The organism is Amycolatopsis sp. NPDC041971, assembly GCF_055588925.1.
In genome coordinates this window covers 55620-70841 of the sequence record NZ_JBVJCE010000010.1, presented here as the reverse complement: position 1 = coordinate 70841, position 15222 = coordinate 55620, and the positions used below count along the sequence as shown (strand labels likewise).

Genomic DNA, 15222 nt, shown 5'->3' with positions numbered 1-15222 from the left:
ACCGTCGGTTTGCGACTACGGTGCGTGATAAGCACGCCGGTTCAGGTTCGGCGGGAGTCCGAGGAGATCCATGAAGACCGTCCGAGCCGACGGCACCATGGCGCCCGGCAGCGGGCTCACGGGCGCGACCTACGAGACCTGCGACACCGAGGAAGTGATCACTCTCCGCGTCGGGCCGATCGGCGCAGCCTTTTCGTGATCGTTCGTGGTGCGAATGGCCCACACCGTCCTGCTCCCGCGTCGACTACGGTGCGTGGCGAGAACGCCGGAGCAGGATTCGGCGGGGAGTCCGAGGAGATCCATGAAGTTCGACCGCATCGCCCTGTCCGCCACCGGTTGCGCCGCCGTGCTGCTGCTTTCCGCCTGCGGCGGCCAAGAGAAGTCGGGCAGCCCCGTCCCCGCCCCGTCGCCCGCGCCGACTTCGGCCGCGGCGTCCTCGCCCGCGACCAGCGGCACCGTCCCGGTCTCGAACGCGGACGCCACCGTTCCCGGCAGCGAACTGAAGGTCGGCGACCGTGCCGTCGTCCCGTTCAAATACGGCACCGACAAGACCGGCACCATCGCGATCACCGTGAAGTCCATCGAGTTGGGCCCGAAAGAAGACCTCGCCTCCTACGGCGAAAAGGCCAAGGGCATGACGCCGGTGTACATCCGGATGACGGTGGAGAACGTCGGCGGCACGGACCTCACCTACAGCACGGTGCGGCTGCGCGCGGTCGGCCCGAACAACAAGAGCACCGGCGTGATCATCACCGGCGAGACCCCGAACTGCCAGTCCGAGGCGGCGAAGAAGGACTTCAAGACCGTCGGCGCGACTTACGAGACCTGCGAACTCCAGGCCATCAGGGACGGCGGCGAGATCGGCGGCGCGACCTACAGCGACGGTGACGGGTACAAGGACGACCCGATCGTCTGGAAGAAGTAAGCCCCGTCTCGGCGTTCGATCGCGAGTCGAACGCCGATTGAAGGCGGCTCTCGAAGCACTTTGAGCTAAAGGTCCGTGAAGGCCTCCTTGAGGGACTCTGGGTCCCTCAAGGAGGCCTTCACGGACAGTTCCCCCGGGGGCTGCTCAGCCGCCGCACCGCGTTGGCGCAGGCGAGGGACTCCAGAAGCGGAACGGTCCGCTCCCACCCGAGGCAAGCGTCCGTGATGCTCAGGTCGGGTCGCGGCGGAGCGGATCCGAAATCCTGCCGCCCGTCGGAAAGGTACGACTCGATCATCACCCCGGCCAGCGCGTCGTTGCCCGCCGAGATCTGGTCCGCCAGGTCCGCGACGACCACGGGCTGCCGGTTGTGGTCCTTGCCGCTGTTGCCGTGCGAGGCGTCGACGACGAGCCGGTGCGGCAACCCCGCGACGGTCAGCGCGTCGAGGGCGTCCGCGACGGCGTGGGCGTGGTGGTTGGGTTTCGGGCCGCCGCGCAGGACGAGGTGGGCGTCCGGATTCCCGGCGCTGCGCTGGATCCGCGGGCGGCCGTCGGCCGCGGCGCCCGGGAACACGTGGGGCAGCGCGGCCGCCCGGACCGCGGCGACGGCCGTGTCCAGCCGTCCCGACACGCAGTTCTTCATGCCCATCGGCATCGCCAGCCACGACGCCAGCTGCCGGTGCGGCTGGCTGGCGACGGTCCGCGCGCCGATCGCGCCCCAGCTGACGGTGTCCGCGAAGTAGGGCGCCAGGAACGGGTCGACGAACTCGTACGCCAGCGGCAGCCCGGTCGCGGTGGCGTCGTCGAGGAACCTTCGTCCGATTCGGACACCGGACGCGAGATCGCCCTTACCGTCCAGGCCTGGGTCGGGTACCAGACCGGTCCAGCCCGCGATGGTCCGCGGTTTCTCCAGGTAGGCGCGCAGGACCACGACGAGGTCGTCGGCGAACCGGCGGGACGCCTCGGCGAGCCGGTGCGCGTATTCGAGCGCGCCGTCGGTGTCGTGCACGGAACACGGGCCCACGACGACGAGCAGCCGGGAATCCCGCCGGGCGAGGACGTCCGCGACGGTTTCGCGGTGCCGGACGATCTCGTCCGGCACGACGCCGCTCGTGGCCACTTCGGCGGGACTGGGCAGCGTGTCCTGGTCAAGCATCCGCATGACCTCTCTTCTTGTCGGGGGCGGCCGCTCCGGTCCGGGGCAGCCGCGTCGCACCGGCGATCGCCACGACGGCGAGGCCGAGAACACACCAGAAGGCGTCGGCGAAGGCCGCGGCGATGTCCGGGCCGCGCGCGGCCAGCCGGGCCTGCAGCACCACGGCCAGCACCGCGGTGCCGATCGAGCCGCCGAGGGTGTTGAGCAGGTTCAACGCCCCGGCGGCGCGGGGCAGCCGGGCGGGTTCGACGCGGCGGTAGACGAGCGTCATCACCGGCGCGCCGATCAGCGCCGCGCCGAAACCACGCAGCAGCAGGGAAACCACGATCGCCCAGTTCGGGAGACCCGGGCCGAGTTGTGTGAAGGGCGCGGTGCCGAGGGCGACCAGCCCGATCCCGCTCAGCACCAGCGTGCGTGGCGAGAGCCGGTCGACGAGCCGGTTCACCAGCACCGACCCGGCCGCCGCGCCGATTCCCTGGGGCACCAGCAGCAGTCCGGTGTCCCAAGTGGACAGACCGGCGCCGCGCTGGAGGTAGAGCGGCAGCAGGAACATCGTGCCGAACACCGACGCGCCGAGCAGGACCAGCGCCAGCGCGGCGACCCCGAACGGTGGTCGCGTGAACAACCGCGGATCCAGCAGGGGTGCTTCGGCCCGCAGGCCGTGCCGAACGAACCCCGCGAGCATCACGACGCCCGCCGCGACCGCGATCCCGGCGACCACCGATGAGCCCTGTTCGAACCAGGTGAGCCCGAAGACCAGCACCGCGAGCCCCGGCGAAAGCAGCAGCGCGCCCCGGAAATCGAATCGCTCACCCTTGCCGCCGGGTTCGCCCGCCGGGACCCAGCGCCGTGCCAGGACCACGGCCACCACACCGACCGGGAGGTTGACGTAGAACAGCCACGGCCACTCGGCGACGGCGAGGATCGTGCCGCTCGCCAGCGGGCCGAGCACCGGCGACAACAGCGGCACGAGACCGACGACGCTGATCACGCGGCCGATCCGGTCCGGCCCGGCGGCCCGCGCCAGCAGCGCCTGCCCGATCGGGGGCAGCAGGCCGCCCGCGAGCCCTTGCAGGACACGGAACGCGATGAGCGCGGGCAGCGTCGGCGCCAGCGCGCACAACAGGGAGGCCAGCAGGAACACGAGGACGGCGGTGAGCCATACGCGACGTCCGCCGAACCGGTCGGCGAGCCAGCCCGACGCCGGCACCGCCGTGACCACGGCGAGCAGGTACGCCGTCGTCACCCATTGGACACCGGTGACCGGCGCGCCGAATTCGTCGGCGAGGGTGTCGACGCCGACCGAGACGATCGTGCTGTCCAAGGTCGCCATGAACGTGCCGAGCACCAGGACGGCCGCCGTGCGCCACAGCGCGGCGTCGATCGGGCGCGCGGTCACCGTTCGCCCACGAACCGGGCGGCGTCGCCATCCAGCGAGGACGGCAACTTCCGTAAGAACCCGACCAGGTGGTCGGCGAGCGAGCGGGCGTCGGCCTCCCTTGCGTACAGGACGCCTTCCCAGCCGTGCTCACCGGGAACGACGGTGACGCTCACCGGATGGTGCGTCCGTTCCCGGAACCTCGTCCCGGTGACGGTCAGGCCGGGCGCGGGTTCGCGCAGCTTCGCCGGATCCACCGGGTAGTTCTCGAACACGAGCAGGCTGTCGAACAGCCGCTCGCGTCCGGCGAGCGACGCGAGTTCGAGCAGGCCGATCCGGTGGTGCGCGGCCATCGTCTGTTGCCGCGCCTGCAAATCGACGAGGGCCTCGGCGACCGTCCCGGTGAACCGGGCACGCACCGGGACGCTGTTCGCCAGCAGCCCGATGATCTCTTCGACACCGTCCACATCGGACGTCCGGTTCGAGGTCATCACCCCGAAACTGACGTCGGGGCGCCCGGCGTGGGTCGCGAGCACGGCCGCCCAAGCACCCTGCAACAGGGTGTTGACGGTGAGTCCGCGCGACGAACCCAGCCTGGTCAGTTCCGCGACGAGCTGACCGTCCACAGTGAACAGAGCAGGCTCGGCGGACCCGCCGGTGCGCGGCAGATGGTCGCCTTCGGGCAGCCCGTCGAGTTCCGCCCGCCATGCCCGGACATCGGCGGAGTGATCGGCCGCGGCGAGCAAGCGGGGGTACCGGGTCGGCGGAACCGGCTCGGGCAACGGCTTCCCCGCGTAGAGCGCGAACAGCTCGCCGAGAATCCGTGGCGCGGACCAGCCGTCGGACAGCAGATGGTGACTGGTCAGCACGAGGGTGTGGCGGCCGGGTCCGTGTCGCAGCACGGTGACCCGCCACAGCGGACCGCGGGAAAGGTCGAACGGCTCGGCGAGTTCCTCGTCCAGCGCAGAGTCCACTTCGGACACTTCACGGACCCGGAACCCCGCCCTCGGTTCGGCGGGAATCACCTGGACCTCGTGCGACGCCGGGAACACCGCGCCCAGGTTCGGCTGCCGTCGCACCAAAGCCGTCGCCGCGGCCCGCAGCGCCTCGACGTCGAGGTCACCGGACAGGGTGAACGCGGCTTGCACCGGATACGGATCTTCTTCCGCCGCGCGGGACTCGCGCAGGATCACCTCCTGCAACGGTGTCAGCGGCAGGACCTCGCCGGGACCCGGCACGTCGGCGGCGAGCTCGTCCAGCTCGCGGCGGAAATGCTCGCCCAGCACGGCGATCTCGTCGTCGGTGAACAGCGCGGACGGCCAGGTGAAGCGGACGCCGAGCGTGCCGCCGTCGGGGACCATCGCGTTCACCGTCAACGCGTACGGCAGCGGCATATCCGCGCCGCCGCCGGAACCGAGTGGATCGGCGTCCGGCGGGCGCTGCCACCAGGTCTCCTCGACCGGCGCGGCGGGGAACCGGCCGAGGTAGTTCCAGGCGATCTCGGGCCGTGGGCCGCCGACGCCGAGGATTCCGTGCCCGAGGCCGTCCCCCGCCGCGCGCAAATGGTCACGCACGGCCCGCAGCGCGTCCGGCAGCGGACCGGTGGGCGGGGCGATTCGCGCGGGATGCACGGCGGTGAACCAGCCGGCGGTCTGCGCGAGATCGACCGTGCCCGCGAAGTCCGGCGTGTGCCCCGGCCGCCCGTGACTCTCGACGGCGACGAGCAGCTCGGCCCCGGTCCCCCGCCAGGCGGCGACAGCCCGGGCGAGCGCGGTCAGCAGCACGGTGTCCGGACCGGTGAGGTAGGCCGTGGGCAGCGCGGTGAGCACGGCGTGGGTGGTGTCGTCGCCGATGTCGACCCGGTGATGCCGCGCGGTCGCCACGGTGTCGCGTGCCGGATCGAGTCCGGCACTGCCGAGCGTGGTCACCGGCGCCGCGGCGATCCCTCGCCAGTACGGCAATTCGTCCTCTCGATGCGGAGCGGCGGCACGCAGCGACCGCGCCCAGCCGAGGAACGACTGCCCGCGCCGGTGCAGGGTGTTGCCGTGGAAGGCCTGTTCGACGTCGTCGAGCAGCACGCGCCAGGTCACCGCGTCGGCGACCAGATGGTGCGCCACCAGCAGCAACCGTCCCGGCCGCTTCTCCCCCGCGTCCACCAGCACCGCCCGGAGCAGCGGCCCGGTGCGCGGGTCCATCCGTGCCACGATCTGCTCGATCCGCGCGTCCAGTACCGCACGCGGATCGCCGGACGCGCGGACGGCGGTGAGCACGTCGGCACCGGTCACGGCGCCGACGTCCGGAACGCGGAGCGCGTCCTCGACCAGATGCGCGCGCAGGACGTCGTGGCGGGCCAGGACGGCGTCGAGCACCGACCGCCAGCGAGGGACGTCATTCGCCGACGGCACGCAGATCTCGGTCCATTGGCAGAACCCGTCGGCCGCTTTTTCCGCAAGCAGCAACAGATCACGCATGATCGGCGTGAGCGGGGCATCGCCGACGGCGTTGGCCTCCACGGCCTGTTCGGGTACGCCGCAGCGAGCGGCGATCCCGGCGACCGTGCCGCCTTCGAGAACGTCCCGAGCGGTCAGGTGCAGTCCTTCGCGACGGGCACGGGAGACCACCCGCAGCGAGGCGATGCTGTCCCCACCCGCGTCCAGGAAACCGTCGTCCAGACCGACATCGGGACCGAGCAGCTCCCGGACCACCCGCAGCAGCACGGCTTCCGCCGGGGTGACGGGTTCGCGCCCGCCGTCGGACCGCGCTTCCGGCGCGGGCAGCGCGGCCCGGTCCAGTTTTCCGCTCGGGCCGAGCGGAAGCCGTTCCAGCGGCACGAACGCTGTCGGGACCATGTACGCGGGCAACTCCCCGGCGAGGTACTCGCGCAGCGCGGCCGGGTCCGGTTCGGTGCCGTCCACGGGGACGAAGTAGGCGACCAGCCGGTCCTCCCGGACGATCACCGCCGAGGCGCGCACGTCGTCGTGCGCGGTCAGCGCGGTCTCGATCTCGCCGAGCTCGATCCGGAACCCGCGCAGTTTGACCTGGTGGTCGGCACGGCCGAGGAAGACGATCTGCCCGTCCGGCCGCCAGCGGACCAGGTCGCCGGTGCGGTACATACGCTCCCCCGGCGGCCCGAACGGGTCGGCGACGAACCGTTCCGCGGTCAGCGCGGCCCGGCCGACATAACCCTGGGCGAGCTTCGGCCCGGCCAGGTACAACTCGCCGGTGACGTTCGTCCCGACCGGGAGCAGCCCGCCGTCGAGCACGTACGCGCGGACCTCCGGATCCGGACGGCCGATCGGCAGCGGCCCGGGATCGGCCGGATCGTAATGCCAGGTGACCGAGTTGATGGTGACTTCGGTCGGCCCGTAGGCGTTGAACAGCGCCCGCCGGTTCCCCCAGCGCCGCGCCAGTTCCGGATCGAGCCGTTCGGCACCGACGACGAAGAACACGTCCGGGTCGACGGCCGCGTCGTCGGGCATCGCGGAGAGGAACGAAGGCAGCAGGTTGAGCCCGGTGACGCGGTGTTCGGCGGCGTAGGCCAGCAGGTCGTCGCCGGAGACCCGGACCTCCTCCGGCGCGATCACCGAGGTGCCGCCGGACAGCAGCGGCAGCATGAACTGCCAGAAGGCGACGTCGAAACTGGTCGAGGCGAAATGCAGGTACCGCTCGGCGGTCCCGATCCCGACGATGTCCTCTTGCAGCGCGATCAGGCTCGGGACACCGCGATGCGGCACCGCCACGCCCTTCGGCTTGCCGGTGGTACCGGAGGTGTAGATGACGTAGGCGAGCGCGTCCTCGCTGAGCCGGACAGCCGGATCCGTGTCCTTGGTGGACAGATCAGCCGGGTTCACCACCGGAATCCCCCCGGCGTCCGAAGTGGACACGACGGCCGCGGGTTCGATGTCGTCGAGCATGTACGCGAGCCGGTCGGCCGGATAGTCCGGATCCATCGGCACGTGCACCGCGCCCGCCTTGATCACGCCGAACAACGCGACCACGAGGTCGACGTCGCGGCGCAGCAGGACCGCGACCGGGTCCTGCGGTTTCACGCCGGCATCGATCAGCGTGTTCGCCAAGCGGTTGGCGCGACGGTCCAGTTCGGCGTAGGTCAGGCTCCGGTCGCGGCACACCACCGCCTCGGCGTCCGGGGTCTCCCGGACCCAGCGGCCGAATTCCTCCAGCATGCCGCCGCGATCGCGCTTCGGTTCCGGTCCTTCCCCGAGACGCAGCATCGCGCGTTCTTCCTCGGCGCCGAGCGCGCGCATCCGGGCGACCGGCCTGGACGGATCGGTGACGATCTCGGTGAGCACGGCGCGCAGCCAGCGGCCGTAGGACTCGGCCTCCTCGCGGGTGAACGCCTGGGGCTGGTAGCCGAGACCGACGGTGAACTCGTCGCCGGGCAGCACGATCACCGTGAGCGGGTAGTGCGTGGCGTCGATGATGTCGACCCCGACGAGGTCCAGCCCTGGCGCCAGGGTCGTGCGGGCACGGCTGGAGAGCGGGAAGTTCTCCATCACCAGCATCGTGTCGAACAGGTCGCCGACGCCTGCCGCGCGCTGGATGTCCGGCAGCCCGGCGTGATGGTGATCGGTGAGCCGGACGCTTTCGGTGTGCACGCGCTCCAGCACGGTCGCCGCGGTCTCGGCGGCGGCGAACCGCACGCGCACCGGGATCGTGCTGCCGAGCTGCCCGATCATGCGCTCGACACCGGGCACGTCGGCCGGGCGACCGGAGACCGGACAGCCGAACACCACGTCGCGACGGCCGGTCAGCCTGGCGAGCAGCACCCCCCAGGCGGTCTGGAACACCGTCGTCGGGGTGATCCCGCGTTCGCGGGCGAAGGCGCGCAGCCGATCGCTGAACTCCCCGCCCAGTTCGACGGTGACGCGTTCCGGACGCTCCACAGTGGACTCGACGCTCGCCGGGGCGAGCCGGGTTCCCTCGTCGAGCCCGGCCAGCGCCTCGCGCCACGCCGCGAGAGCCGCGTCGGGATCGCGTTCGCCGAGCACCCGGTGGTACTCGGAAAGCGGGGCTGCGACCGGGGCGGCCGGGCCGCCGCCGAGTTCGGCGTAGGTGGCCAGCAGCGTGCGGCCGACCAGCGGCATCGACCAGCCGTCGAGCAGCGCGTGATGGTTGGTGAGCACCAGGCGGTGCTCGTCCGGGGCGAGGGTCAGCAGCAGGAACCGGATCAGCGGCGGGGTCGCCGGGTCGAAGGGACGGGCGAGTTCGGTGCGGCACTCGGCCTCGACCTGCTCCGGCGAGACCTGCGCGAACCGCCAGTCCAGCGTGACCTCGGCGGGGACCACCTGGACGACCTCGCCCGCGTCGGTGGTGTGGAGGTGGACGCGCAACGCGGGATGCCGCCTCAGCACCTCCGCCGCGGCCTGCCGCATGCGGTCGGCGTCGAGCGCGCCGCTGAGCAGGGTGACGGCCTGCACCACGTAGACGTCGGTGTCTTCGGTTCCCCGCGCCAGGGTGTGGAACGAAAGCCCGGTCTGCAACGGGGTCGCGGGCAGCACGTCTTCGACCCGGCCACGGCGTTCGAGCGCGTCGATGTCGGTCTGGTCGAGGCCGACCAGGGGCAGATCCGACGGCGTGAGCCCGCCGCCGTCCGGTCCGATCCACGCCGCATGCGCGGCCAGGGCCTCCAGTGCCCGCGACCATGCTTCCTGAAGCGCCGCAACGCTTTCCTCCGGCAGGACCTCGCCCGCCGCGGTCCATTCGACGGCGAGCCGGGGACGGCCGTCCTCACGGACGAAACAGTTCAGCGCCAGTACCTGTTCCAGCGATTTGGCGTCCGGTTCGGTGACCGCGAACGGGTCCTCCTCCGGCAGCCGCCAGCCGGTGCCGGGCAGTGCGGCGAATCGGCCGAGGTAGTTCAGGACGACGTCCGGCGGCGGGACCGCGGCGAGTTCGTCCCGGGTCAACGGGTCGAGGTAACGCAGGACACCGAAGCCGACGCCGTTGTCCGGGACGGCGCGTTTGGCTTCCTTGGCGGCCCGCAGCAGCTTTCCCGCCGCGTCGCCGCCCTTGAGCGCGCTATCGAAGTCCGTGGTCGCCGCCACCGCGCCGGCGGGCACGCGCAACGGATGCTCGGCGGTGAACCAGCCGATGGTGCGCGAGAGGTCCAGGCCGTCTTGATCCCGGCCGTGTCCTTCGAGGGAGACGCTTTCCACCTCGACCGGTGCACCCCGCCACGCTCGGAGGGCGAGCACGAGCGCGGCGAGCAGGACGTCGTCCGGTCCGGCGCGGTAGGCCGCGGGCAAGCCGTTGAGCACCGCGTCGGTCTGCTCCGGCGAGGCGAGCGTGACCGAACGCCGGGCGGTCACGGCCGTGTCCACGGCCCGGTCGAGCGGCCGGTGACCGAGCCGCGGACCGTCGAGCGCGTCCCGCCAGTGGTCGAGTTCGCCGCGCCGGGCGCCGGAATTCCCTTGCTCGGCAAGGCGAAGCGCGTGCCGCCGCCAAGAAGTCCCGACCGGTTCGAGCGGTTCACCGGCGCACGCGGCGCGCAAGTCCGGCAGGAGGACCCGCCAGGAGACACCGTCGATCGCCAGGTGGTGGAGCACGATGACGAGGTGATCCGGCAGCGACGCGACCCTCAGCACACCCGTTCGGAGATCGAGGGACTCGGCCAGTTCCGCCGCGACCTCGGCCGGTTCGCCCGTCGTTTCGACGACGATGTCGGCGGCGAGCACGGAACCGCGTTCGCGGACCCGCAATTCGTCCTCTAAATGCAGCCGTAGGACGTCGTGGTGGTCCAGCAGCGTTTGGACGCCCTCGACCAGCGAGCCGGGTGGCAGGTCCTCGTCGAGCCGGACCGCGGTCCATTGCGTGTATCCGGCGACGGCGGCGACGTCCGGATGCGGATCGAGCAGGGCGCGGACGATCGGCGGGGCGGGCACCTCACCAACGGCCTCGTCGGGCTCGTCCGACGGACCGCCGATCTCCGCGCTCGCCGCGGCCAGCGCCTCGAAACTGCGGCGGGCCAGCAGGTCACGCGGCCGCAGGTCGAGACCGTGCGCGCGCAGCCTGCTGCTGACGCTGATCGCGGTGATGCTGTCGCCGCCCAGCGCGAAGAAGTCGTCGTCCACGGCGACCTCTTCGACGCCGATCACCTCGGCGATGGTGGCGCACAGCAGCCGTTCGCGTTCGGTGGCCGCGGTCCGGCCCGCCGCCGCGCGCGGGGCGGGCAGCGCGGTCCGGTCGATCTTCCCGTTGGAGGTCAACGGAAGCGTGTCGAGCACGACGACCGCGGCGGGCACGAGATGCTCCGGCACCCGCCCGGCGAGCTCGGCACGGACGTCGTCCGGGACGACCTCGCCGACGACGTACCCGACGAGCCTCGGCCCGCGCACGGCCGCCGCCGCCGCGCGCACTCCCGGGACGGCCGCCAGCGCGGCCTCGACCTCGCCCAGTTCGACGCGGTGGCCGCGCACCTTCACCTGGCCGTCGCGGCGGCCCAGGTACTCCAGCCCCCGGCCGGGCATCCAGCGGACGAGGTCCCCGGTGCGGTACATCCGGTCCCCGGGCGCACCGAACGGATCGGCGACGAACCGTTCGGCGGTCGCGCCGGGGCGTCCGAGATAGCCGCGGGCCAGATGCGGTCCGGCGAGGTACAGCTCGCCCGGTGAGCCCGCGGGCGCCGGGCGCAGCGCGGCGTCGAGCACCCGCACCGCCGTACCGGGTACCGCGGTCCCGATCGTCGGCTCCCCGGTGTCCAGCCAGGATCCGGCACCGTCCACAGTGGCCTCGGTCGGACCGTACATGTTGCGGGCGCGGACCCCGGACTCCACGACCCGGTGCCACAGCGCGGGCGGAGTCGCCTCGCCGCCGAGGACGAGCAGCGCGGGCCGGTGCGGGCCGTCGAGCAGGCCGGCGTCGACGAGCGGCGCGGCCATCGACGGCGTGGTGTCGACGATGTCGATCCGGTCGCGGGCGAACGCGGCCAGCAGTTCGTCGGCGTCACGGGCGACGTCGGTGCCGTAGACGTGCAGTTCGTGCCCGAACAGCAGCCACATCAGCTGGTCGAGCGCGGAGTCGAAGGCGAACGAGTAGGTGTGCGCGACCCGGAGCCGCCTGCCCGCGGCGCGTTCGGTCTCGGCGACCGTGGTCGCGCGGTGATGACGCAGCAGCGTCGCCAGTCCGCCGACCCGGCCGAGGACGCCCTTGGGACGGCCCGTGGAGCCGGAGGTGAAGATGACGTACGCGAGATGGTCCGGATGACGCTCCAACGTGAGCGGTAGAGAGTCCATTGTGGACATATCGGTTTCCGTGAGCGGCAAATGCGGCCCAGGCAAGATCTCCGTGTCCACGGCGATTGTGAGCACCGCCCCGGCTTCGGCGGCGAGTTCCCGCAGCCGCTCGACGGGATGGGCGAGGTCCAGCGGCAGAAACGCGGCCCCGGCGTCGAGCACCGCCAGCAGGGCGACGACCAGGTCCGCGGACCGCGGCAGGGCCAACGCGACGACGTCGTCAGGCCCGACTCCGCGTGCCCTCAAGGCCCGGGCGAGCCGGTGCACCCGTCCGACGAGTTCACCGGCGGTCAACCGCTCATCGCCGAAGACCAAAGCGGTCTGGTGCGGATCGAGAGCGGACAGGAGTTCCGACACTCCGACGGATTCGTCGTCCGGAGCGGGTGTCGTCCACGCCTCCAGCAACGCGTCCCGCTCGCCCGCCGGAACGAGGTCGGCGCCACCGACGGCCGGGCCGTCCGGTTCGGTCAGCGCGGTGATCAGGCAGCGAAGCGCGGTCAGCTTCGCGTCGACGGCCGCCTGGTCGTGGGTCCGCGCGTCGACCTCGAAACCGAGCAGCAACCCGCCGTCCGAGGTCGGGAGCACGGACAGGCCCATGTCCTCGGGCGGCCCGCCCGCGACGTTGCGCATGGTGCCGTGCGAGCCGGCGAAGTCGAGCTTCAGATCGAACGCCTTGAGGTTGACGCCGCGGCCGTGCAGCAGCGCCCCCGCACCGGGCACCGCCAGCTCCTGCGGCAGGTCCTCGCCGCGATACCGCTGATGCGCGCGCATCTCCTTCAGCGCACCCGCGACCCGCTCGGTCAGCTCGGCCGCTGAGTCCTCCGGGAGCACCGTGACCCGCAGCGGCAGCACGTTGACCGCCATCGCCGGGGTCCGCAGCGCGGCTCCCTCGCGGCACATCAACGGCATCGCGAACACGACGTCGGTCCAGCCGAGCACACGGTGCAGGAAGGCCGCGTAGCAGGCGATCAGCGCGTCGCCCCACGTCGTCCCGGAGCGTTTGCCCAGCTCTCGCAACCGGGCCAGGTCGGAAGCGGGCAAGATCGACCGGGCGGTCACCGTGCTTTCGGGAGGCCCCGACGCGCCACTGCCGTCGTCGATATCCGGCAACGGCGTGAATCGCCCGCGCCAGTACTCCCGATCCCGCTCGAACCGTTCGCTCTCGCGATATGAGCGGTCGGCCTCGACGAGATCGGCGAATCGCGCGAACGTCGAGGGCGGCGCTTCCTTGCCCAGGACCGAAGCCGTGTAGCGAGCGGCCGTCCGGCGCGCGAGCATCGCCGCGGTGTAGCCGTCGAAGACGAGGTGGTGCCCGAGCTGGGTGAACCACACGTGCGACTCCGAAAGCCGCAGCACCAGATGGGCGAACAGGGGCCGGTCCACCATGCCACGGCACGCCTCGGCGACCCGGCGGCGTTCGGCCTCGACCCGTGCGTGCGCCGCGGCCACCGGATCCGCCTCACCGCGCAGATCCACCACCTCGGGCGACGGCACCGCGTCGTCCGACACCACCTGACGGGGCCCGTCCGCCGTGTCGAAGACGCGCAGCCGCAGGCTGTCCGCCTCCTCGGCGGTCGCGCGAATCGCCTCGGTCAGCGCGACGACGTCGACCGGCCGGTCACCGACGATCTCGATCACGTCGCCGACGACGTAGTACGGAGAATCAGGCTCCAGCCGCTGCGCGGTCCAGATGCCCAGCTGGGCTCCGGTGAGGTTCAGCATGAGGGCACCACCATCGGGGTTCCGGTCACCGGGTCGGGCACGACGACACTGGGGAGATCGAAGACCTCCTTGATCAGCTCGGCATCGACGATGTCGGCGGGCGCGCCTTCCGCGACGATCCGGCCGTCCCGCAACGCGACGAGGTGATCGGCGTACCGGCAGGCCTGGTTGATGTCGTGCAGGACGGCGACCACCGTGCGGCCCTCGTCGCGCAGACGCGCCAGCAACCCCAGCAGCTGGTACTGGTGCGCGATGTCGAGGAACGAGGTCGGTTCGTCGAGCAGCAGGTATGGCGTCTTCTGCGCCAGCACGAGCGCCACCCACACGCGCTGCCGCTGCCCGCCCGAGAGTTCCTGCACCGGCCGGTCGGCCAGCCCCGCCACCCCGGCCGCGGTCATCGAGTCGAGCACCGCGCGTTCGTCCTCTTCGGACCACGACGCGAACAGCGACTGATGCGGGAACCGGCCGCGCGCCACCAGCTGCCGGACGCGGACGTCCTCCGGCGCCACCGGGTCCTGCGGCAGGAAACCGAGTTCCCGCGCCAAACCCTTGCCGTGGAAGGAACCGACATCCTTGCCGTCGAGCAGGACCTCGCCATCGGCGGGCCGCAGCAACCGGACGAACGCGCGCAGCAGCGTCGACTTGCCGCACGCGTTCGGTCCGACGACGGCGGTGAACGCCCGGTCGGGCACGTCGAGGGTGAGCCGGGTCGACACCACCCGGTCGCCGTAGCGCAGGGTCAGGTCCCGAGCGGTCAAGCGGGCACTCATGTGCGCCGCACCTCCTTGGTGAGCAACCAGATCAGGTAGCCGCCGCCGATCACGGTGCTGACCACACCGACCGGCAGCGCTTCCGGCGCGAGCAGCATCTGGGCGGCCAGGTCGGCGCTGGTCAGCAGCACGGCACCGGTCAGGGCGGCGGGAAGCAGCGAGATACCGGGGGTACGGGCCAGCCGCCGCCCGATCTGCGGGGCGGCCAGCGCGATGAACGCGATCGGCCCGGCGACGGCGGTGACCGTGGCCGTGCAGCCGACCCCGATCAGCACCAGGACCAGCCGCAGCCGGTCCCAGCGGACGCCGGTGGTGACCGCCAGCTCGCCGCCGAGCGCGGCCTGGTGCAGCGCCGGTGCCCGGGTGAACAGCACGGTGAACAGCACCGCGAGCACCCCGAACGGGATCGCGACGTCGTCCCAGCCGACCCCGTTGAGGGACCCGGCGTTCCAGCCGACGGCCGCGATCGCGATCTCGAGTTCCGCGCGCAGCACGATCCACGAGTTCAACGCGGTCAACATCGCGTTGATCGCGATACCGATGACGATCAGCCGCAGCCCGGACAGCCCGCCGCCGAGCGACAACGCGTACACGATCGCCGCCGTGAGCACGCCGCCGAGCACCGAGCCGATCGTCAGCTGCGTCGACGTCCCCGACAGCACGGTGATCGCGAACAGCGCGCCGGTGTAGGCGCCGGCGTCGAGGCCGATCACGTCCGGGCTGCCGAGCGGATTGCGGGTGATGTTCTGGAAGATCGCGCCCGCCACCCCGAGCGCGGCGCCGAACACCAGCCCGGCCAGCACTCGCGGCAGGCGCCATTCCCGGATGACCACGCCGGGGCCGCCGCCGGAACCGGTGAGCGCGGCGAACACGCGGGCGGGACTCGCCCACGCCGCGCCGTAACAGAGGCCGAGCAGCGTCAGCCCGGCGATGACCACGATCATCGCCACGAAGAACCAGAGGGTGCGGCGTTCCAGCCGGGCGGAGAACCGCCCGCGCCGCAGGACGAGGGTGCTCACAGT

General features: G+C 71.9%; 7 protein-coding genes. 2 read left to right on the top strand and 5 right to left on the bottom strand.

Translation table 11 applies throughout. From position 1 onward, the window contains the following. Positions 1-70 precede the first annotated feature (70 nt). Together ACZ6DT_RS20535 and ACZ6DT_RS20530 are read left to right on the top strand one after the other, a co-directional pair. The gene (locus tag ACZ6DT_RS20535; RefSeq protein WP_465597369.1) at positions 71-199 is read left to right on the top strand and encodes a hypothetical protein; all 129 of its coding nucleotides are present in this window, start codon (positions 71-73) and stop codon (positions 197-199) included. Positions 200-301: 102 nt separating this feature from the next. Then, a complete protein-coding gene (locus tag ACZ6DT_RS20530; RefSeq protein ID WP_465597366.1) occupies positions 302-925 on the top strand; it encodes a hypothetical protein in 624 nt (207 codons plus the stop codon). 118 nt (positions 926-1043) lie between these two features. Here the strand turns inward: ACZ6DT_RS20530 and ACZ6DT_RS20525 are convergent, their stop codons facing one another. The 5 genes from ACZ6DT_RS20525 to ACZ6DT_RS20505 are packed head-to-tail and all read right to left on the bottom strand — an operon-like array spanning position 1044 to position 15219. Beyond that, positions 1044-2084: a 3-deoxy-7-phosphoheptulonate synthase gene (locus ACZ6DT_RS20525; protein WP_465597363.1), complete on the bottom strand. Its 1041-nt coding sequence runs from the start codon at positions 2082-2084 to the stop codon at positions 1044-1046. Next, complete coding sequence (locus ACZ6DT_RS20520; RefSeq protein WP_465597360.1) at positions 2071-3477, bottom strand: DHA2 family efflux MFS transporter permease subunit; 1407 nt, start codon at positions 3475-3477, stop codon at positions 2071-2073. Before ACZ6DT_RS20520 ends, ACZ6DT_RS20525 begins: the two co-directional genes overlap by 14 nt. Then, positions 3474-13430: an amino acid adenylation domain-containing protein gene (locus tag ACZ6DT_RS20515; protein WP_465597357.1), complete on the bottom strand. Its 9957-nt coding sequence runs from the start codon at positions 13428-13430 to the stop codon at positions 3474-3476. Before ACZ6DT_RS20515 ends, ACZ6DT_RS20520 begins: the two co-directional genes overlap by 4 nt. Then, complete coding sequence (locus ACZ6DT_RS20510) at positions 13424-14200, bottom strand: ABC transporter ATP-binding protein (RefSeq protein WP_465597354.1); 777 nt, start codon at positions 14198-14200, stop codon at positions 13424-13426. Before ACZ6DT_RS20510 ends, ACZ6DT_RS20515 begins: the two co-directional genes overlap by 7 nt. Further along, complete coding sequence (locus tag ACZ6DT_RS20505) at positions 14197-15219, bottom strand: FecCD family ABC transporter permease (protein ID WP_465597913.1); 1023 nt, start codon at positions 15217-15219, stop codon at positions 14197-14199. The genes ACZ6DT_RS20510 and ACZ6DT_RS20505 overlap by 4 nt, the downstream gene beginning before the upstream one ends. Between the last annotated feature and the right edge of the window lie 3 nt (positions 15220-15222).